We start from the raw sequence: 18601 nt of genomic DNA, 5'->3' as shown, positions 1-18601 counted from the left end.
GTGTCAGTCCCTGTCGGCCGCGCCCGGCGCCGGGGCGGAGGCCGGGGCGGGCGGGCCCGACGGGCGGCCGGAGCGGGCCGGCAGCAGGAACAGCGTCAGGACCACGGCCAGGTACAGCGTCCACACCACGAGCTGGAGGACGGTGGGGTCGGGCTGGAAGTTGAGGACGCCCTTGAGGAGGACCCCGTACCAGCTGTCCGGCGGGACGGCCCCGCTGATGTCGAAGGCCCTGTTCTCCAGGCCGCCGAGGAAGCGGGCCTCCTGGAGGTCGTGGACCCCGTAGGCGAGCACGCCCGCGGCCACGACCACCAGCATCCCGCCGGTCCACTTGAAGAACTTCGCCAGGTTGATCTTCAGCGCGCCACGGTAGAACAGCCAGCCCAGCACGATCGCCGTCGCGATGCCGAGCAGCACCCCGATCAGCGGGGCGGAGGAGCCCTCGCCGCTGGCCCGGACCGAGGCCCACACGAACAGGGCGGTCTCCAGGCCCTCGCGGCCCACCGCGAGGAAGGCGGTGGCCACGAGCGCGCCGGTGCCCATGGCGAGCGCCGTGTCGAGCCTGCCGTGCAGATCGGCCTTCAGGTGCCGGGCGGTGCGCTTCATCCAGAAGACCATCCACGTCACCAGGCCGACGGAGAGGATCGACAGGGTGCCGCCCAGCAGCTCCTGCGCCTCGAAGGTGAGCTCCTGGGTGCCGAATTCGAGCAGGGCGCCGAAGGCGAGGGAGATCGCGCAGGCGATCGCGATGCCGGTCCACACCGGGCGCAGCGCGGCCCGGTTGTCGGTCTTGACGAGGTAGGCGACCAGGATGCAGACGACGAGGCTGGCTTCCAGGCCCTCGCGCAGGCCGATCAGATAATTGCCGAACACGGCGGTTCCTCTCCGGAGGGGACTACGCGAACAGCGTCCGGCCCCACCAGTCGTCCTCGTCGCGGACGCCCGGCGGGACGGCGAAGACGGCCGAACCCACGTGCTGGATGTATTCGTTGAGGACGTCGGACTTCGCCAGGCTGCGCTGGACGGGGACGAAGCCGGTGCGGACGTCGCGCTGGTAGGCGAGGAAGAACAGGCCCGCGTCGAGCCGGCCCAGACCGTCCGTGCCGTCGGTGAAGGAGTAGCCGCGGCGCAGGATGGTCGCCCCGTTGTTGCTGTCCGGGTGTGCGAGGCGGACGTGCGCCTCGGGCTTCATCGCCTTCAGGAAGGGCTCGTCGCGTTCCTTGGACTTGCCCACCGGGGCGCCCTCGCCCTTGTCGCGGCCGAAGATGTCCTCCTGCTCCTGGAGGGAGGTGCGGTCCCAGGTCTCGATGTTCATGCGGATGCGCCGGGCGACCAGGTACGAGCCCCCGGTCATCCAGTCGCCGCCGTCCCCGGCGCCGACCCAGACGTGCCGGTCCAGGGCCGCGGTGTCGGTGCCCGCGATGTTCCGGGTGCCGTCCTTGAAGCCCATCATGTTGCGCGGGGTCTGCTCGTCGGGGGTCGTCGACGAGGTCTTGCCGAAGCCGAGCTGCGACCAGCGCATCGCGGTCCGGCCGAAGCCGATGCGGGCCAGCTGCCGGACGGCGTGCACCGCGACCTGCGGATCGTCGGCGCAGGCCTGCACGCAGAGGTCGCCGCCGGAGCGGGCCGGGTCCAGGTTGTCGCCGGGGAACAGCTCCAGGTCGACCAGGGCGGCCGGGCGCCGGCCCTCCAGGCCGAAGCGGTCCTTCGCGAACAGGCCCGGGCCGAAGCCGACGGTCAGGGTGAGCCGGGAGGGCTTCAGGCCGAGCGCCTCGCCCGTGTCGTCCGGCGGGGCCTGCGGGAGGCCGCCGAAACCGCCCTCGCCGACCGGGAGTCCGGCCGTCATCAGCCGGGCCGCCACGGTCCACTCCTTGAGCAGCGCGACCAGCTCGGCGCGGTCCTTGGTCTTCACGTCGAACGCCGCGAAGTGCAGCCGGTCCTGGACCGGGGTCGCGATCCCCGCCTGGTGCTCCCCGTGGAAGGGCACGGCCCCGCCGGCCGAGGCCGCCGGTACCGCGTCCGTACCGGCGTGGAAGGCGGCGACCCCGCCGCCGGCCGCGGCGGCGCCGAGCGCGAGCCCGGCCCCGCCCCAGCCGAGCAGGGCGCGGCGCGAGGGGCCGTTCGCCCTGCCGCCGGTCTCTTCCGGCTCCGAGTCGCTCATCGGGTTCTCCCGCCTCTCCCGTCCATGTTTCCGTCCGGCCCCGGGGCCGGGACTACTTGACGACCGCGGCGGCCAGCTTCGAGAGCGGCTCGGCGAGCGCGTTCACACCGTCCGAGAGCTCCTTGCGCTCCGCCTCGCCGACCTTGTCGTAGGAGGTGAACTCGTAGGAGGTCTTGTCGGCGCGGTACTTGTCGAGCAGCGCGGTCAGTGCCGCGAACTGGGTGTCCAGCTGCTTGGTGAGCGCGGCGTCGTTCTTCTGCGCGGCCGGCTTCAGGAGCTCGTAGGACTTCTGCGCGCCTTCGAGGTTGGCCTTGAAGTCGACGAGGTCGGTGTGGCTGTAGCGCTCTTCCTCGCCCGTCACCTTGCCGGTGGCGACCTCGTCGAGGAGCTCCTTGGCGCCGTTGGCCATGGAGGTCGGGGTGATCTCCGCCTGGCCGACCTTCTTCTGCCAGTCGGTGAGGTCGGTGATCAGGGTGTCGGCGAGCTTCTTGTCGTTGTCGTCGATCTTGTTGTCCTGGAAGAGGGACTTCTCCAGGCGGTGCCAGCCCGTCCAGTCCTTCGCCGGGTCCTGGCCGGCCTCCAGGCCGTCCTCGCGGACGTCGACCTTCGGGTCGATGTCGCCGAAGGACTCGGCGACCGGCTCGGTGCGCTCCCAGCCGATGCGGGAGGGCGCGTACGCCTTCTTCGCGGCCTCGACGTCCCCGGCCTTGACGGCGTCCGCGAAGACCTGGGCCTTCGGGAGGGTCTCGTCGGCCTGCTCCTGCACGTACTTGCGGTAGGCGGCGACCGCGGCGTCCAGCTCGGGGGAGCGCTTCTCGCCGCCGCCCTGACCGGTGGCCTTGACCTTCTGGCGGATGCCGTCGCCCTTCATGCCCGGCTTGCAGACGACCGTGTAGTCGCCGGCCTTGATCTCCGCGGTGATGGAGGCCTTGGTGCCGGGGCCGATGTTCTCGCGCTCGGTGACGATCCGGTCGTCGGGGAAGAGCACGTACAGCTCGGTGACCTTGGAGCCCTTGTTCTCGACCTCGATGGTGACCTTGCCGGACGGGAACTCGGTCGTGGAGACCTCGCAGGCGCTGTCGGTCGCGTTCACGTGGATCGCGTCCGAGCCGCCGCCCCCGCCCTTCTCGGCGCAGCCGGTCACGGCGGTGAGCGCGGCCACGGCGGCGGCCGCGGTGAGGACGGTGATGCGAGCGGGGCGCATGGGTGCTCCAGGGGAGGCGGACGACGGGTGAAGGGCCAGTGAGGCGGACCTAACTTAACCGAGGCTTACCTCACCCGTACCAGCTCGACCAGTGAATCACCTCTCACATTTCGCGCCCGGACACAAGGCCGTCACGGCCCTTCCATGGCGCCCCCAAGCGGCGGTCAAGCGAGGGTCAAGTCCGTGTCCGCGTCCGTCCCGGCGTCCGTGTCGGCGTCCGCGTCCGGCTTCGGCGCGGCGGAGCGGCCGACGGGTCCCGGGCCGCCCTCCGCGCGCAGCGGGACCACGAGCGGCGCACCGGTGCGCGGGTGCGGGAGCACCTCCACCGGCTGCCGGTACACCCGGCTCAGGAGTGCGGCCTCGAACACCTCGGTGGGGGGCCCGGCCACCGTGATCCGGCCGTCGTGGAGCACGGCCGTGCGGTCGGCGTACGCCGCCGCGAGCCCGAGGTCGTGCAGGACGACGACCACCGCGTCCCCGGCCGCGGCCCGCTCCCGGCAGATCCGCAGCACCAGCTCCTGGTGGCGCAGGTCCAGGGCCGCCGTGGGCTCGTCGAGCAGCAGCAGCGGCGCCCGCTGGGCCAGGACGCGGGCCAGCGCGACCCGGGCGCGTTCGCCGCCGGACAGGGCGGAGAACGGGCGCTCGGCGAACGCGGTGACCTCGGTGGCGGCCATGGCGGCGGCCACCTCCTCCTCGTCGGAGTCGGCGAGCGGGGTGCCCGCCCAGGGGGCGCGGCCCATCCGCACGACGTCCGCCACGGGGAAGGGGAAGGACAGCGCGGCCGACTGGGGGAGCACGGAGCGGCGCAGGGCCAGGTCGGGCGCCGACCAGTCGCCGACGGGGCGCCCGTCGATCCGTACGGTCCCGGAGGCGGCGGGCAGGTCGGCGGCGAGCGCGGCGAGCAGGGTCGACTTCCCCGCGCCGTTCGGGCCGACCAGGGCCAGCACCTCGCCGGCCACGGCGGTCAGCGCGATCCCGGCGAGGACCTCGCGGTCCCCGAGCCGGACGTGCAGGTCCTCGGCCTCGGCGACGGCGTCCCCGGGGGCCGGCCGGCGCGGCACCGTCCGCTGGTGGCGTCCGAACAGTGCGGTCAGCTTGCCGGTCACGCCCAGCCTCCTTGCTTGCGGCGGGTGCGGCGCAGCAGCCAGAAGAAGAACGGGCTGCCGATCAGGGCCGTCAGTACGCCGAGGGGCAGCTCGGCGGGCTGGGCGAGGGTACGGGCGGCCAGGTCGCCCGCGACCAGGACGACGGCCCCGGCCAGCGCGCTGCCCGGTACCAGGAAGCGGTGGCCGGGCCCGTTCGCCATCCGCAGCAGGTGCGGGACGAGCAGGCCGACGAAGGTGATGACGCCCGCGACGGCGACGGCGGCCGCCGTCAGCAGCGCCACGACCAGGATCAGGGCCAGGCGCAGCCGCTCGACGTCGATGCCGAGGTGGCGCGCGGGCCGCTCGCCGAGCGCGAGCAGGTCGAGCTTGCGGGCGTAGAAGGGGGCGACGAGCAGGCCCGCGAGCGCGCAGGGGAGCACGGCGAGCACCTTGGGCCAGGTGGCCTGGGCGAGCGAGCCGAGCTGCCAGAAGGTGATCTGGTTGACCTGGCCGCTGTCCGCGAAGAAGACGAACAGGCCGATGAGGGCGCCCGCGAAGGCGTTCACGGCGATGCCGGTGAGGATGAGGGTGACGACCTCGGTCCGGCCGCCGTTGCGGGACAGCAGGTAGACGGAGGCGACGGTGATCAGGCCGGCGACGAAGGCGCAGGCCGTGATGGTCCAGTTGCCGAAGAAGCTGAGGCCCAGTCCGATCGCGGCGACGGCGCCGACGGCGGCGCCCGCCGAGATGCCGATCACGCCGGGCTCGGCGAGCGGGTTGCCGAAGACGCCCTGCATCAGGGCGCCCGCGCAGCCGAGGCTGGCGCCGACCAGCAGCGCGAGCACGACGCGCGGCAGCCGTACGTTCCACAGCACGCTCTCCCCGACCCGGTCGAGGGCGGCGCCGCCGAGGCCAGTGCGGTGCTGGACGGAGGCGAGTACGTCCCCGGTGGGGATGCGGTAGGCGCCGGTCCCGGCGGAGAAGAGGGCGAGCGCGACGAGTACGACGGCGAGGGCCACCGTCAGCAGCAGGGCCCGCCGGCCGCGCGGCCGGGCGGACTTCGCCACGGGCCCCTTCGCCACGGGCCCGGCCGGGGCGCCGGCGGCGGTGTCCTTCGGGGCGGCGGGGGAGTCCGCGGCGGCCGGCTGCGGGGGATCGTAGGACAGGGTCATGCTCAGGCGCCCTTGCCGTAGAGCTGCGCGACCAGGGAGGCGAGCACCTGGTCGGTGCGGGGGCCGTAGTTGAGCAGGACGCCGTCGTCGACGCTGACCACCCGGCGGTCCATGCCGGCCGGGGTCTGCGCGACGCCCGGGACCTTGACCAGGCCGTCGATGCCGCCGACCGATTCGAGGCCCTTGGTCATGACCAGGATCGCGTCGGGCGCGGCGGCGGCCAGGGCCTCGCTGGTGATCGGGGTGAAGTCCTTGCCGAGGCCGGACTCCTTGCCGGTGTCGACGGCGCCCGCCGCCTCCAGCAGCGAGGCCGCGCCGGAGTCGGAGCCGCCGAGCAGGTACACGGAGGCGGTGCCGCGCAGGTAGAGGAACGCCACGCGGGGCTTCTTCCCCGAGGCGGCCGGGATGTCCTTGCGGACGGCGGCGATCCGGTCGGCGGTGCGCTGGTTCAGCTGCGTACCGGCCTCCTTGACGCCCAGGGCGCCGGCCACCGCGTCGATCCGCTTCGGGACGTCCTCCAGCGTCTTGGCGGGGGCGATGACCAGGACCGGGATGCCCGCGTCACGGATCTGCTGAATCGCTTCTGCGGGACCGGTGGTGGTCTCGGCCAGCACCAGCGTCGGACGCAGCGACAGCACGCTCTCGGCGGAGACGTCGTGTCCACGTGTCACCACCGGCAGGGCCGAGGCCTGCTCGAAGGTGGCGGTGATGTCCCGGGCGACGACCTGCTGGCCGAGCCCGAGGGTCTGGACGATCTCGTTGAGGCTCCCGGTCAGCGGGATGACCCGGTCCGCGGAAGTGACGGTCACCTGGGCTCCGTCCGCCGAGGGCACGGTCACCGGGAGCGCCGGAACGGGCATGGCGGCGAGCGGCTCGACCCGGTCCGGGACCGCGGCGGCGGCCGGAGCGGGGGAACTTCCGGTGGTGGCCGTACCTCCGCAACCCGTGACCGCCAGGGCCATCACCACGAGGGCAACGGCGAGGCGGGGGAAGCGGTTTGACGCGGCGGGCGTAGGCACGAAGGCACCGTCCTGATCGTCCGGCTGGAGGGCTGTGAGGTTCTGCCGACCTGGGGGTTCCCCCCTCGACCGGGATAGCTTAGGTTAGCCTAACCTCGCTCGCCAGACCCTGGAGGGGACATTCATGCCCGCAAGATCCGCCCGTGTGTACGCCGTCGCCCTGCTGGCGGCACTGCTGGGGGCGCTGCTCCCGGCCACCGCGGCTCAGGCGGCGGGCCGCACCGTCCAGGGAGGCCGGCTGGACTGGGGCCTCAAGTCCTCGTTCCAAAGCTACGTCACCGGTCCCATCGCGAAGGGCGGTTTCAAGCTGAAGAGCGGAGCCGCCACCGTCGGCGGCAGCCTCTTCCGCTTCCACTCGGCGAACGGCTCCTACGACCCCGACAGCGGTGAGTTCACCGCCTCCTTCACGGGCGGCGTGTCCTTCCAGGGCCACCAGAAGCCCGACGGCGCGTACGAGCTGGACATGACCGTCAGCCGTCCGACCGTCAAGATCTCCGGCGGCAGCGGCACCCTCTACCTCGACGTCTCCAGCAAGGCCAAGGACACCGGGCAGGTCACCGACCAGTCCCAGGTCCCCTTCGCCACGCTCGGCCTCGGCGGCATCAACATGAAGGGCGGCGGCAGTCCGCTGGCCCTCACCAACGTGCCGGCCACCCTCACGGAACAGGGCGCCAAGGCCTTCGCCGGTTACTACCAGGCCGGCGCGCAGCTCGACCCGGTCTCGCTGTCCGCCGACGTCAAGGCCCCGGCCGCGGAGCAGCCCGCGCAGCCCTCGCAGACGCCGGGCGCCCCCGCCGAAACCCCGCAGACGCAGGGCGCCTTCACCGACGCCGCCGTCGACTGGGGCGTCCGCCGCACCTTCCGCGAGTACGTCACCGGCTCCGTCGGCCAGGGCAAGTGGACCCTCGCCGACGGCGCCCAGGACGGCGGAGCCCTCTTCCGCTTCCCCCGGGGCAAGGGTTCCTACGACGGCCAGAAGGGCACCCTCGACGCCGCGTTCGCCGGTACGGTCCACTTCACCGGAGCCCACCTGGACCTCAAGCTCGCCAAGCTGAGCGTGAAGGTCGAGAACGGCAAGGGCGTCCTCACGGCCGACGTCACCACCGGCACCGAGACGAAGAACGCGGTTCCGCTCGTCGAGTTCGACGCCAAGGGCCTGAAGACCGAGGGCAAGCTCGCCACCGTGACCGAGGCCCCGGCGACCCTCACCGAGGGCGGCTCCCAGGCCTTCAACTCGATGTACAAGGCGGGCACCGAGATGGACCCCGTCTCGCTCGCCGTCGCGCTGGACGGCAGCGCGCAGCTGCCCGCCCTGCCCGACCTGGGCTCCACGGCCTCCCCGTCCGCCCCGGCCCCCTCGGCGGCCCCGTCGTCCGCCGCCCCCGCCCCGGCGCCCGCCGCCGCGGCCGGGAAGTCCTCCGGCACCGGGCTGTACCTCGCCCTCGGCGCGGCCGTCCTGGTCCTGGCCGGCGGCGCCGTCTTCCTGGTGCTCCGCAGGCGCCGTGCGGCCGCGGCCGGAGCCGCGCCCACCGAAGCGCCGTAACACCCCCGCCCCACCTTCCCCTTTCCTTCGTGTCCCCAGGAGTACCCAGCCATGTCGTCCCACCGCCGTCCGGCCGTCCTCGCGGCCGCCGTCCTCACCGCCGCCAGCCTCGGCACCGCCGCCTTCGTCATCCCCGCCGTCGCGGCGGGGAGCGCACCGGCGGCAGGGGCGGCCCAGGCCGCAGCCTCGCCGATACCGGTGGTCGGCGGCACCCTCGACTGGGGCGTGCTGGAGTCCCTGCGCAACTACGTCAAGGGCGTCGGCTCGATCACCACGCAGGACGGTGCCACCGAGGTCCCGGGCGGCTTCCGCTTCGGCCAGGCGACGGGCCAGTACGACAAGGACAACGGTCACGTCGTGAAGGCGGCCTTCAAGGGCCGCGTCGTCTTCGACGCCTCCGCCCACGGCTTCGTCATCAAGATGGAGAACTTCCGGATCGACACCGGTACGAAGAAGCTGACGGCCGACGTCACCAAGAACGGCACGGAGACCAAGGACGTCCCGCTGGCGGACGTGGCCTTCGCCGGGATGAACATGGCCGGCCTGACCACCACCCTCACCCCCGAGTTCGCCGCCCAGTTCGACCGCCCCGCCTACGCGGGCAAGGAGGGCGACAAGCTGACGGCGGCGCTGGAGTTGCCGAAGGAGCCGTCGCCGGGCCCGAGCACCAGCACGTCGGCCAAGCCGAGCACGACCCCCAGCACCACTCCCGGCACCACCCCCAGCACGACCCCGTCGACGAAGCCCTCCACGACCCCGTCGACGAAGCCGTCCACCACCGCGAAGCCCTCCACGACGGCGACGTCCACCGCTCCCGCCGACGGCCCCCAGAAGATCCTGAGCGGCAAGCTCACCTGGGGCATCATGCAGTCCTTCCGCGAGTACGTGGGCGAGAAGGGCATCACCGCGAGCGGCGGCGCCGCCAAGAGCGGCAACACCTACGCCTTCGCCTTCGGCAAGGGCGAACTCGACGCCAAGAACCAGAAGCTGAACGCCTCCTTCGACGGCACCCTGCGCTTCGAGTACCCCGCCCACAAGCTCGACCTGACCTTCAGCAACGTCCGCATCGCCGCCACCGGCAAGACCGGCACCCTGATCCTCGACGCGAAGACGGCCGCGGGCACCCAGAAGGACGTCCCGTTCGCCACGCTCGACCTGTCCAAGGCCGACTACAAGACCACGAACGGCCTGCTGGCCCTCAACGCGGTCCCCGCGGCGTTCACCGCCCAGGGCTCCGCCGTCTTCGCCAACGACAACGCGGTCCTGGACAAGTACAAGCCGGGCAAGCCGATGGACTCCCTCGACCTCTCGGTGGCCGTGGACAAGGACGTCACCCTCCCGGCGACCGGCGGCGCCACCGGCGGCAGCGGCACCACGGGCGGCACCGGTACCACCGGCTCCGCCGTGGGCGGCGGCTCGGCCGGCGGCGGCGGTTCCGTCGGCGGCAACCTGGCCTCCACCGGCTCCGAGATCCCCGCCGGCGCCCTCCTCGGGGTCTCCGGCCTGGTGGTCGCCGCCGGCGCGGGCGCGGTGTACGCCGCACGCCGCCGCCGTACGGCTCAGGTCTGAGCCGTGTTTGAATGCCCGCGTGAACGATCTGGATGTGATCAAGGTCTTCTGCGCGGGTGACGGCCGGTTCGGCAATCCGCTCGGAGTGGTCCGCGACGGCCGCACCTGCCCGGACGACGCGTCCCGGCAGGCGCTGGCCGCCGAACTCGGCTACAGCGAGACGGTGTTCGTCGACGACCCCGAGCGCGGGGTCGTCGACATCCGTACCCCCGGCACGCGGATGTCCTTCGCGGGACACCCGCTGGTCGGGGTGGCCTGGCTGCTCGACATCGAGGAGCTCAACCCGCCCGCCGGATCCGTATGGGCCCGCGGCGACGGGGAGTTCACCTGGATCACCGCCCGTCCCGAGTGGGTCACGGGCAAGCGCACCGAGCAGTACGCGAGCGCGGCCGAGGTCGAGGCCCTGCCCGCCCCGCCGCCGGGCGAGGGCTGGCTGTACGCCTGGGCGTGGGAGGACGAGACCGCCGGACGGATCCGCGCCCGGGGCTTCCCCCGCCGCCCCGACGGGGCCGTCACCGAGGACGAGGCCACCGGCTCGGCGGCGATCCTCCTGACCGCCCAGCTCGGCCGCGCCCTGAACATCACCCAGGGCGAGGGCTCCCAGATCCTCACCGCCCCCGGACCCGACGGCACGATCGAGATCGGCGGCCGCGTCCGCTTCGCCGCCTGAGCCGCGGCACGCGGAAGGGCCGGCCGGTGCACCGTGCACCGGCCGGCCCTTCCGCGCGTACGCCCGTACGCGTGCTCAGGCGCTGAGGCGGAACTGTTCGCCCAGCTCGCGGAACACCGCGCCGTTGAAGTCGAAGGCGCGCTTGCACTCGTCGATGATGCGCTGCTTCTCCAGGTCGTCCGCGGCGATCGCGTCCAGCAGCTCGCGGTAGGTCCGCTTGAAGGCGGCCGGGTTGGAGATGTCGGCGAACACGTAGAACCGCACGCCGTCGCCCTTGCGCTCGAAGCCCCAGGTGCGCTCCGCCTTGTCGCGGATGATCTGGCCGCCGGACAGGTCGCCCAGGTAGCGCGTGTAGTGGTGGGCCACGTACCCGCCCGGCCAGGTGGCCGCGCACTCGGCGACGCGGTCCGCGTACGCCCGCGTCGCGGGCAGCGCCACCAGGCTCTCGCGCCAGCCGGGCCCGCGCAGGTGCGCCAGGTCGCGCTCGATCTCGGCGACGCGCATCAGCTCCGGCTGGATGAACGGCCCGGCCACCGGGTCCTCCCGCAGGGAGGCTGCCGCGTCCTCCAGCGCCCGGTACACGAACCACAGCTGCTCGGTGTAGCGGGTGTACGCGTCCACGCCGAGCCGCCCGCCGAGCAGGTCGCTCATGAACGTAGAGGTCTCGGCCTCCGTGTGCTGCTCGTGCGAGGCGACACGGATGACCGTGGAGAAGGCGTCCAAGGCGGACCTCCGGAAGGAAGGGGGAACAGACGTGGCGGCAGTGCCGCCACGCCCGATCTTCCTACTTAGGCTTGCCTAAGTCAATGTGTTCCCGACGTCCTGTCGGTAAAAAGGTCCGGGTGGTTCATGCCTACGGCAAGGTCAGGATCTCCGCCCCGGCGTCCGTCACCACGAGCGTGTGTTCGAACTGCGCGGTCCGCTTGCGGTCCTTCGTCACGACCGTCCAGCCGTCCTCCCACATGTCGTACTCGTGGGTGCCCAGCGTCAGCATCGGCTCGATCGTGAAGGTCATGCCGGGCTCGATGACGGTGGTGGCGTGCGGGCTGTCGTAGTGCGGGATGATCAGCCCGGAGTGGAACGACGAGTTGATGCCGTGCCCGGTGAAGTCCCGGACCACCCCGTAGCCGAAGCGCTTCGCGTACGACTCGATGACCCGGCCGATCACGTTGATCTGGCGGCCCGGCTTGACCGCCTTGATCGCCCGGTTCAGGGCCTCGCGGGTGCGCTCCACCAGCAGCCGCGACTCCTCGTCCACCTCCCCGCACAGGTAGGTGGCGTTGTTGTCGCCGTGCACCCCGCCGATGTACGCGGTCACGTCGAGGTTCACGATGTCGCCGTCCTTCAGGACGGTCGAGTCGGGGATCCCGTGGCAGATGACCTCGTTCAGCGAGGAGCACAGGGACTTGGGGAAGCCCCGGTAGCCCAGGGTCGACGGGTAGGCGCCGTGGTCGCACATGTACGCGTGGGCGACCGCGTCCAGCTCGTCGGTGGTCACCCCCGGCGCGATCAGCTTGGCGGCCTCCTCCATCGCCTGGGCGGCGATCCGGCCGGCGATGCGCATGGCCTCGATGGTCTCGGCCGTCTGCACCTCCGGTCCGGTGTACGGAGTGGGCGCGGGCTTGCCCACGTACTCGGGCCGGCGGATGTTTCCGGGAACGGAACGGGCGGGAGAGAGCTCGCCTGGTACGAGCAGCGACTGGCCAGACATGCGAGCGAGTGTATCCAGCGGGGATGGGGCAGCATGGCGACAGAGACCGGTATCGAGAGGAGCCCGACGGCGATGGCCCTGTTCAAGAAGCGTCAGGTGGGAAAACCGGGCGAGTGGTACTACTGCCTCGTCCACAACAAGGTCGAAGAAGGCCCCGACTGCCCGGCCAAGGACCGCTTCGGCCCGTACCAGAGCCCCGAAGAAGCCGGTCACGCCATGGAGACCGCGCAGGAACGCAACCTCGAATGGCAGAACGACCCCAAGTGGAACGACAAGACCCGTGAGGAGGAGGGCGAGGGCACGACGCCGTAGACCCCGCCCGGACGCCGTCCCGCCCTACCAGCGGCTGGGCGGCGGGGCGGTCAGCTGATCGGCCAGCCGCGCCAGGCGGTCCCGGAGCCGCCGCGGCCCCCGCTGCGCCGGCAGGCTGTTCTCCCCGGCCGCCGCGCTGACCAGGTGCTGCACCGTGTCCAGGTCCAGCCCCGCCGTGGTGTCCGGCACCGACAGCGCCTCGTGCGCGAGCGTCCCCAGATCAGGGTCCCCACCGTCCAGCGCCAGCACCGTGGCCCCCGACCGGCGGGCGTCGTGGATCCGCTCCAGCAGCCCCTCGCCCGGCCGCTCCGGAGCCACCACCAGCAGCGTGTGCCCCCGCCGCGCCGCCTCCAGCCGGGTCAGCCCGACCGACAGGTGCGGCGGCTCGCCCGGCAGCACCCGGTGGCGCACCAGCGTCGGCGCCAGCTCCGGCAGCCCCGACCAGGCGGCCTCGTCCACCAGGTGCGCGGCCATGTGCCACGGCTCGTACTGCTCCGTCCCCACCAGCAGCAGCGCGCCCCCGGACGGCGCCACCGAGCGCCGCAGCGAGCCGGCGAAGCGCCGGGCGTCCCGCGGCCACTGCGTACCGGCGAGCACTTCGCGCAGCAGCGCGACCCTGACGGCGTCCATGGCGGCATCCTGCACCATCCGGCCGACCGGGAGGAGCGCTTCCTTCCTCTTCGCCCTGCCCGACGGGGCTCGAACCGTCGCCTACTCGGCAGTACCCTCGCCCCCATGACTTCCTCAGACAGCACGCAGAAGCCGCCGGCCAAGGACCCCTGGGACCTGCCGGACGTCTCCGGCCTCGTGGTCGGCGTCCTCGGCGGCACCGGCGACCAGGGCCGCGGCCTGGCCTACCGGCTCGCCCGGGCCGGCCAGAAGGTGATCATCGGCTCCCGCGCCGCCGACCGGGCCGAGGCCGCCGCCGCGGAGCTGGGCCTCGGCGTGGAGGGCGCCGACAACGCCGACTGCGCGCGCCGCAGCGACATCGTGATCATCGCGGTGCCGTGGGAGGGCCACGCCAAGACCCTCGAATCCCTGCGCGAGGACCTCGCCGGCAAGCTCGTCGTGGACTGCGTGAACCCGCTCGGCTTCGACAAGCAGGGCGCCTACGCCCTCCAGGTCGAAGAGGGCAGCGCCGCCCAGCAGGCGGCCGCCCTGCTCCCGGACTCCCGCGTCACCGCAGCCTTCCACCACCTCTCGGCGGTCCTGCTCCAGGACGCCTCCGTGGAGGAGATCGACACCGACGTCATGGTCCTCGGCGAGTCCCGCGCCGACACCGACCTCGTCCAGGCCCTCGCCGCCCGCATCCCGGGCATGCGCGGCGTCTTCGCGGGCCGGTTGCGCAATGCCCACCAGGTCGAGGCCATGGTCGCCAACCTGATCTCCACCAACCGCCGCTACAAGGCCCACGCGGGCCTGCGCCTCACCGACGTGTGAGCCCGCCGCCGGGGCCGCCCGACGCGGCCCCGGCAGCCCGCGCCGCCGCGCCGCACCCGCCCGGCGGCGCACCGCGGGGACGATGGGGGACACTGGAGGGGCTCGACCCCGTCCCGTGTCGCCGAGGAGCTGTGCCCGATGCCCCGCCTTGCCGTGTTCGCCGTTGTCGTCTGCGCCCTCGCCGTGGCCGCGGCCGTGATCGCCTTCGTGGAGGGCAGCTTCCTCGGGATCGTGTGGGTGCTGCTGGCCGGCCTCACGTCCAACATGGCCTGGTACTACGTGCGCAAGGCCAAGGCCGAGAAGCCCCAGAAGGTCTGAACCCCGAGGTCCGGACCCTGAGGCCCGAACGCCCGGGTCCGAACTCCGGGGTCCGGACTACTCGGCCGGGACCGCGCAGAAGAACCCGTCCGCGTCCTGCCAGAACCGGTACAGGTCGCGCCCGCAGTACGTGTCCAGGTCCGACACGCCCAGCCCGCCCAGCACCCCGGTCACCACGTCGAAGAAGAACGTGTTGACCGCCGGGATCCACAGCAGCGCGATCACGCCGATCAGCGCGAACGGCGCCAGCGGCGCCACCTCCCGGCGCACCCGGTGCGACAGCCAGGGCTCGATGACCCCGAAGCCGTCCAGCCCCGGCACCGGCAGGAAGTTCAGGATCGCCGCCGACACCTGGAGCAGCGCGAGGAAGGCCAGCGCCATCCGGAACGGCACCGGTACCCCGTCCAGGGCGCCCAGCCAGAACGGCGCCGTGCACACCACCGCGAAGGCCACGTTGGTCAGCGGGCCCGCCGCCGAGATCAGGCTGTGCTTCCAGCGGCCCCGGATCCGGTCCCGCTCGATGTACACGGCGCCGCCGGGCAGACCCAGCCCGCCCAGGATCACGAAGACCACCGGCAGCACGATGCTGAGCAGCGGGTGCGTGTACTTCAGCGGGTTCAGCGTCAGGTAGCCCTTCGAACCGACGCTGATGTCACCGCCGTGCAGGGCAGTGCGGGCGTGCGCGTACTCGTGCAGGCACAGCGAGACGATCCACGCCGACGTCACGAACAGGAAGACGGCCAGCCCCGGGCTCGCCGCGTAACCCGTCCACACCGCCCAGCCCGTGACCGCCATGACGGCGACGACGCCGAGGAATACGGAACTGATCTGCCGCTCGCCGCGGCTGCCCTGGTGACCCATGCGGCGAAACCTATCCCGGGCCGTGCGCGGGCAGGAGTGCGGGTCCGGCGACAATGGGCCGGTGCGTTACGCGATTCTCGGCACCGCCCAGGCCCTCCGCGACGACGGGAGCACCGTCGCCGTCGGCGGCCCACGCCTGCGGGCCCTGCTGACCGCCCTCGCCCTGCGCCCGGGACGGGCCGTCCCTCCCGCCCTGCTCGTCGCCGACGTATGGGACGCCGAGCAGCCCGCCGACGCCCCCGCCGCACTCCAGGCGCTGGTCGGACGGCTGCGGCGGGCCCTCGGACCCGGGGCCGTGCGCTCCGCCGAGGGCGGCTACCTGCTCGACGCGCGCCGCGAGGACGTCGACCTGTACCGCTTCGAGCGCCTGGTGCGGGAAGCCGCCGCCGCGTCCGGCCCCGCCCGGGCCGCCGCCCTCTACGACGAGGCCCTCGCCCTGTGGCGCGGCCCGGCCCTGGCCGACCTGCCCGACCCGGCCGCCGAGTCCGCCCGCTGGGAGGCCGTACGCGCGGACGCGCGCCGGGGCCGGATCGCCGCGGCCCTGGAGCTGGGCGAGGCCCCGCAGATCCTGCCGGAGCTGGCCGAACTGTGCGCCCGCCGGCCGCTGGACGAACCCCTCCAGGTGCTCCGCATCCGGGCCCTGCGCGACGCGGGCCGTCCGGCCGAGGCGCTGGCCGCGTACGAGGAAGTCCGCCGTGACCTCGCCGCCCGCCTCGGCGCCGACCCCGGCCCGGCCCTGCGCAGCCTCCACACGGAACTCCTCACCCCGTCCCCCGGCCCCCACAGACCCGGCCCCGGCACCCCGGCGCCCGGTACCCGCCCTCCCGGCGACGGGGCCGGGACCCCGGGCGGCGGTACTCCGGCCGGCGGTACTCCGGCCTCCGCGCCCGCCACCGGCCCCCAGGGCCCCGGCCCCGCAGGCCTGGAGGCCGGTGGCGGTGGTGGCGGCCACCACCCGCAGCAGCCGGAGGCCGTCCCGGGGAACCTCCGGGCGCGGCTCACCACCTTCGTCGGCCGGGAAGAGGACATCCGGGTCATCGGCCGCGACCTCGGCCGCTCCCGGTTGGTCACCCTGCTCGGCCCCGGCGGCGCCGGGAAGACCCGGCTGTCCCAGGAGGCCGCCGAGGCCCACGCCCCCGACGGCTGGCCCGACGGGGTGTGGCTCGTCGAGCTGGCCCCCGTCGACGATCCGGAGGACGTCGCCGAAGCCGCCCTCACCGCGCTGGGCGCCCGCGAGACCAAACTCCGCGCCGCCGAGGAGCTGCGGGCCCTGACCGACCGGACCGGCGACAACCCCCTCGGCCGCCTCGTCGAGCACTGCTCCCGGCGCCGGCTCCTGCTGCTCCTCGACAACTGCGAGCACGTCATCGGGGCCGCCGCCGAACTCGCCGAACGCCTCCTCACCCACTGCCCCGGCGTCCAGATCCTGGCCACCAGCCGCGAGCCCCTGGGCGTGCCGGGGGAGTTCCTGCGGCCGGTGGAGCCACTGCCCGACCCGGTCGCGCTGCGGCTCCTCGCCGACCGCGGGGCCGCCGCACGCCCCGGTTTCTCCCCGGCCGACGACCCGGCAGCGGCCGCCGAGATCTGCTCGCGCCTGGACGGGCTCCCGCTGGCGATCGAGCTGGCCGCGGCCCGGCTGCGGCTGCTCACCCCGCGCCAGATCGCCGACCGTCTCGACGACCGGTTCCGGCTGCTGACCGGCGGGGCCCGGACCGTCCTGCCCCGGCAGCAGACGCTGCGCGCGGTCGTGGACTGGTCCTGGGACCTGCTCGACGAGGCCGAACGGGCCGTCCTGACCCGGCTGTCCGTCTTCGCCGGCGGCTGTGACCTCGCGGCCGCCGAGGAGGTGTGCGCGGACCCCGCGTACGACGTCGCGGACATCCTCGGCTCCCTCGTCGACAAGTCCCTCGTGGTCGCCGCCCCCGGCCCCGACGGCACCGGCATGCGCTACCGCCTCCTGGAGACCGTCCTGGAGTACGCCGCCGAACGCCTCGCCGCCCGCGGCGACGACCGCGCCGCCACCGAACGCCGCCACCTCGTCCACTACCGCGAACTCGCCCGCACCACCGAACCCCTGCTGCGCGGCCACGGCCAGCGCGCCGCCGCCGACCGCATCACCACCGACTACGAGAACCTCCGCACGGCCCTGCGCCGGGCCGTCGCCGCCCGCGCCGCACACGAAGTGCTGTGCCTCGTCCACTCGCTGGTCTGGTACTGGCACATGCTCGACCTGCGCACCGAGTCCCGCCACTGGTCCGACGCCGCCGTGGCCCTCGGCCCCGACCCCTTCGCCGAGCCCGCCGCCCCCGCGCAGCCCGTGTACGGACGCGTCGTGGACGCGCCCCCGCCCTACAGCGGCGAACTGCTCACCGAGGCCTGGCGCGGCATCCACATGATCCGGCTGGCCGCCCGCGACCAGACCAGCGACTCCTGGAACACCCCCGAGGTCCACGCCCAGGTCAAGGCCATGCTCGCCGTCTACCGGCCCGGACTGCCGCAGACCTGCCGCCCCCCGGCCGGACTGTGGGTCTACGCCGTGATGATCGCCGGGGACGCCGGCATGCTCCAGCGCGTCCTGAACGACACCGTGGACGTCTCCCGCGAACTGGGCTACGCGTGGGAGCTCGCCTCCGCGCTCCAGCTGCGCGCCAACGTCCTCGCCAACCGCGCCGACTGGGGCGGCGACGCCAGCCGCGACGCCGACGAGAGCCTGGAGCTCTTCCGCGCGCTCGGCGACGACTGGGGCTGCGCCGAGGCGCTCTCCGCGCGCGCCGAGTCACTGGAGAAGCGCGGCCGCTACGACCTGGCCGCGCGGGACTTCCGCGCCGCGATCGAGCACGCCGAACGGCTGGGCGCCAAGGCCCAGGTGACCGTGCTGCGGGTCCGGATGGCCGGCACGCTCGTCGAGAACGGCCGGGCCGAGGAGGCCGAGGAGATCCTCAACGAGATCCTCGAACACGTCCGGCACTACGGCAACGAGGCCATGCCCGCAGCCCGGATGTTCCTCGCGGGCATCCTGGGCCGCACCGGCCGCATCCCCGAGGCCCGCGCCCAGCTCCGGTCCCTGCGCGAGGAGTTCGCCCTCGGCGCGTACGCCATCTTCGACGTGTTCCTCCTCGCCACCGCGGCCTGGCTGGACAACCAGGAGGGCAAGTACGCCGACGCGCTCACCGTGATCCGGCAGGCGGCCGCCGCGGCCCGTGATCCGCTGGCGATGATGGTCGCCCCGCAGCTGCCCGCCGTGTTCCTGCTGACGGCGGCCGTCTCCCTCGCCGGCCTCGCCCCGCCCGGCGGGCCCGGCCGCGCGGACGACGCGGCACGGCTGCTCGGCGCGTACCGCAGGCACCTGCCGCCCGGGCACGTCCCGGTCACCACCGAACGCGACGACGCCGCCCGCGCCGAGGAACTGGCGCGGGCGGCACTGGGCGACGCGGCGTACGAGGCCGCGTACGCCGAAGGCGGTGACCTCACCCTGGAGGAGGCCACCGCCCTCGTCTGACCCGGCCCCCGGTCGGGGTCCGTCCGGGACGCGATCCGAA

General features: G+C 73.5%; 17 protein-coding genes. 7 read left to right on the top strand and 10 right to left on the bottom strand.

The window, feature by feature from the left end; translation table 11 throughout:
• Nucleotides 1-3: 3 nt before the first annotated feature.
• From efeU to AC07B0_RS17885, 6 genes are all read right to left on the bottom strand, one after another.
• Nucleotides 4-870, bottom strand: coding sequence for an iron uptake transporter permease EfeU (efeU, locus tag AC07B0_RS17910; protein WP_356877407.1), 867 nt, complete (start codon nucleotides 868-870; stop codon nucleotides 4-6).
• Nucleotides 871-892: 22 nt separating this feature from the next.
• The gene (gene efeB / locus AC07B0_RS17905; protein WP_356877409.1) at nucleotides 893-2158 is read right to left on the bottom strand and encodes an iron uptake transporter deferrochelatase/peroxidase subunit; all 1266 of its coding nucleotides are present in this window, start codon (nucleotides 2156-2158) and stop codon (nucleotides 893-895) included.
• A gap of 52 nt (nucleotides 2159-2210) precedes the next feature.
• Nucleotides 2211-3362, bottom strand: a complete 1152-nt coding sequence (efeO, locus tag AC07B0_RS17900) for an iron uptake system protein EfeO (RefSeq protein WP_356877411.1) — start codon at nucleotides 3360-3362, stop codon at nucleotides 2211-2213.
• Between the two features lie 164 nt (nucleotides 3363-3526).
• Complete coding sequence (locus tag AC07B0_RS17895; protein WP_478898569.1) at nucleotides 3527-4468, bottom strand: heme ABC transporter ATP-binding protein; 942 nt, start codon at nucleotides 4466-4468, stop codon at nucleotides 3527-3529.
• Complete coding sequence (locus tag AC07B0_RS17890) at nucleotides 4465-5619, bottom strand: FecCD family ABC transporter permease (RefSeq protein ID WP_356877413.1); 1155 nt, start codon at nucleotides 5617-5619, stop codon at nucleotides 4465-4467. The genes AC07B0_RS17895 and AC07B0_RS17890 overlap by 4 nt, the downstream gene beginning before the upstream one ends.
• A gap of 2 nt (nucleotides 5620-5621) precedes the next feature.
• Nucleotides 5622-6638: a heme/hemin ABC transporter substrate-binding protein gene (locus tag AC07B0_RS17885; protein ID WP_478898568.1), complete on the bottom strand. Its 1017-nt coding sequence runs from the start codon at nucleotides 6636-6638 to the stop codon at nucleotides 5622-5624.
• A 124-nt stretch (nucleotides 6639-6762) separates the two neighbouring features.
• Between AC07B0_RS17885 and AC07B0_RS17880 the strand changes: the two genes are divergently transcribed.
• Genes AC07B0_RS17880 through AC07B0_RS17870 form a run of 3 tightly spaced genes read left to right on the top strand, consistent with a single transcriptional unit; the run spans nucleotide 6763 to nucleotide 10420 of the window.
• Nucleotides 6763-8181: an HtaA domain-containing protein gene (locus tag AC07B0_RS17880; protein WP_478898567.1), complete on the top strand. Its 1419-nt coding sequence runs from the start codon at nucleotides 6763-6765 to the stop codon at nucleotides 8179-8181.
• Nucleotides 8182-8232: 51 nt separating this feature from the next.
• Nucleotides 8233-9750 (top strand): HtaA domain-containing protein, encoded by a 1518-nt coding sequence (locus AC07B0_RS17875; protein ID WP_478898566.1) that lies wholly within the window; start codon nucleotides 8233-8235, stop codon nucleotides 9748-9750.
• A gap of 19 nt (nucleotides 9751-9769) precedes the next feature.
• Nucleotides 9770-10420 carry a PhzF family phenazine biosynthesis protein gene (locus AC07B0_RS17870; RefSeq protein ID WP_356877421.1) on the top strand — a complete coding sequence of 217 codons (651 nt, stop codon included), beginning with the start codon at nucleotides 9770-9772 and terminating at the stop codon, nucleotides 10418-10420.
• A gap of 75 nt (nucleotides 10421-10495) precedes the next feature.
• Here the strand turns inward: AC07B0_RS17870 and AC07B0_RS17865 are convergent, their stop codons facing one another.
• Both AC07B0_RS17865 and map read right to left on the bottom strand, forming a co-directional pair.
• A complete protein-coding gene (locus AC07B0_RS17865) occupies nucleotides 10496-11143 on the bottom strand; it encodes a biliverdin-producing heme oxygenase (protein WP_356877423.1) in 648 nt (215 codons plus the stop codon).
• Nucleotides 11144-11273: 130 nt separating this feature from the next.
• Nucleotides 11274-12131: a type I methionyl aminopeptidase gene (map, locus tag AC07B0_RS17860; protein ID WP_478898565.1), complete on the bottom strand. Its 858-nt coding sequence runs from the start codon at nucleotides 12129-12131 to the stop codon at nucleotides 11274-11276.
• 72 nt (nucleotides 12132-12203) lie between these two features.
• Here map and AC07B0_RS17855 point away from each other — a divergent pair, with 72 nt between their 5' ends.
• Entirely contained in the window at nucleotides 12204-12443 is a 240-nt protein-coding gene (locus AC07B0_RS17855; protein WP_356877499.1) for a hypothetical protein, read from the top strand.
• A 24-nt stretch (nucleotides 12444-12467) separates the two neighbouring features.
• Here the strand turns inward: AC07B0_RS17855 and AC07B0_RS17850 are convergent, their stop codons facing one another.
• A complete protein-coding gene (locus AC07B0_RS17850) occupies nucleotides 12468-13073 on the bottom strand; it encodes a hypothetical protein (protein ID WP_478898564.1) in 606 nt (201 codons plus the stop codon).
• A 105-nt stretch (nucleotides 13074-13178) separates the two neighbouring features.
• On the opposite strand from AC07B0_RS17850, the gene npdG reads away from it, so the two are divergent.
• Together npdG and AC07B0_RS17840 are read left to right on the top strand one after the other, a co-directional pair.
• Complete coding sequence (npdG, locus tag AC07B0_RS17845) at nucleotides 13179-13883, top strand: NADPH-dependent F420 reductase (RefSeq protein WP_356877429.1); 705 nt, start codon at nucleotides 13179-13181, stop codon at nucleotides 13881-13883.
• Between the two features lie 138 nt (nucleotides 13884-14021).
• A complete protein-coding gene (locus AC07B0_RS17840) occupies nucleotides 14022-14201 on the top strand; it encodes a hypothetical protein (protein ID WP_356877431.1) in 180 nt (59 codons plus the stop codon).
• 57 nt (nucleotides 14202-14258) lie between these two features.
• On the opposite strand, the gene AC07B0_RS17835 is transcribed toward AC07B0_RS17840, so the two are convergent.
• A complete protein-coding gene (locus AC07B0_RS17835; protein ID WP_356877433.1) occupies nucleotides 14259-15062 on the bottom strand; it encodes a site-2 protease family protein in 804 nt (267 codons plus the stop codon).
• 61 nt (nucleotides 15063-15123) lie between these two features.
• On the opposite strand from AC07B0_RS17835, the gene AC07B0_RS17830 reads away from it, so the two are divergent.
• Nucleotides 15124-18561: an AfsR/SARP family transcriptional regulator gene (locus AC07B0_RS17830; RefSeq protein ID WP_478898563.1), complete on the top strand. Its 3438-nt coding sequence runs from the start codon at nucleotides 15124-15126 to the stop codon at nucleotides 18559-18561.
• Nucleotides 18562-18601 lie beyond the last annotated feature (40 nt).

It is taken from the genome of Streptomyces sp. NPDC044704, assembly GCF_056433525.1.
The sequence above is the reverse complement of the archived record's forward strand: the minus strand, read 5'-3'. Positions and strand labels throughout refer to the sequence as shown.

Bases quoted from the DNA above. Each gene is read 5' to 3' on its own strand.
- efeB (WP_356877409.1), bottom strand. From the start codon at position 2,158: ATGAGCGACTCGGAGCCGGAAGAGACCGGCGGCAGGGCGAACGGCCCC.
- efeO (WP_356877411.1), bottom strand. From the start codon at position 3,362: ATGCGCCCCGCTCGCATCACCGTCCTCACCGCGGCCGCCGCCGTGGCC.
- AC07B0_RS17890 (WP_356877413.1), bottom strand. From the start codon at position 5,619: ATGACCCTGTCCTACGATCCCCCGCAGCCGGCCGCCGCGGACTCCCCC.
- AC07B0_RS17880 (WP_478898567.1), top strand. From the start codon at position 6,763: ATGCCCGCAAGATCCGCCCGTGTGTACGCCGTCGCCCTGCTGGCGGCA.
- AC07B0_RS17875 (WP_478898566.1), top strand. From the start codon at position 8,233: ATGTCGTCCCACCGCCGTCCGGCCGTCCTCGCGGCCGCCGTCCTCACC.
- map (WP_478898565.1), bottom strand. From the start codon at position 12,131: ATGTCTGGCCAGTCGCTGCTCGTACCAGGCGAGCTCTCTCCCGCCCGT.
- AC07B0_RS17855 (WP_356877499.1), top strand. From the start codon at position 12,204: ATGGCCCTGTTCAAGAAGCGTCAGGTGGGAAAACCGGGCGAGTGGTAC.
- AC07B0_RS17850 (WP_478898564.1), bottom strand. From the start codon at position 13,073: ATGGACGCCGTCAGGGTCGCGCTGCTGCGCGAAGTGCTCGCCGGTACG.
- npdG (WP_356877429.1), top strand. From the start codon at position 13,179: ATGACTTCCTCAGACAGCACGCAGAAGCCGCCGGCCAAGGACCCCTGG.
- AC07B0_RS17840 (WP_356877431.1), top strand. From the start codon at position 14,022: ATGCCCCGCCTTGCCGTGTTCGCCGTTGTCGTCTGCGCCCTCGCCGTG.
- AC07B0_RS17835 (WP_356877433.1), bottom strand. From the start codon at position 15,062: ATGGGTCACCAGGGCAGCCGCGGCGAGCGGCAGATCAGTTCCGTATTC.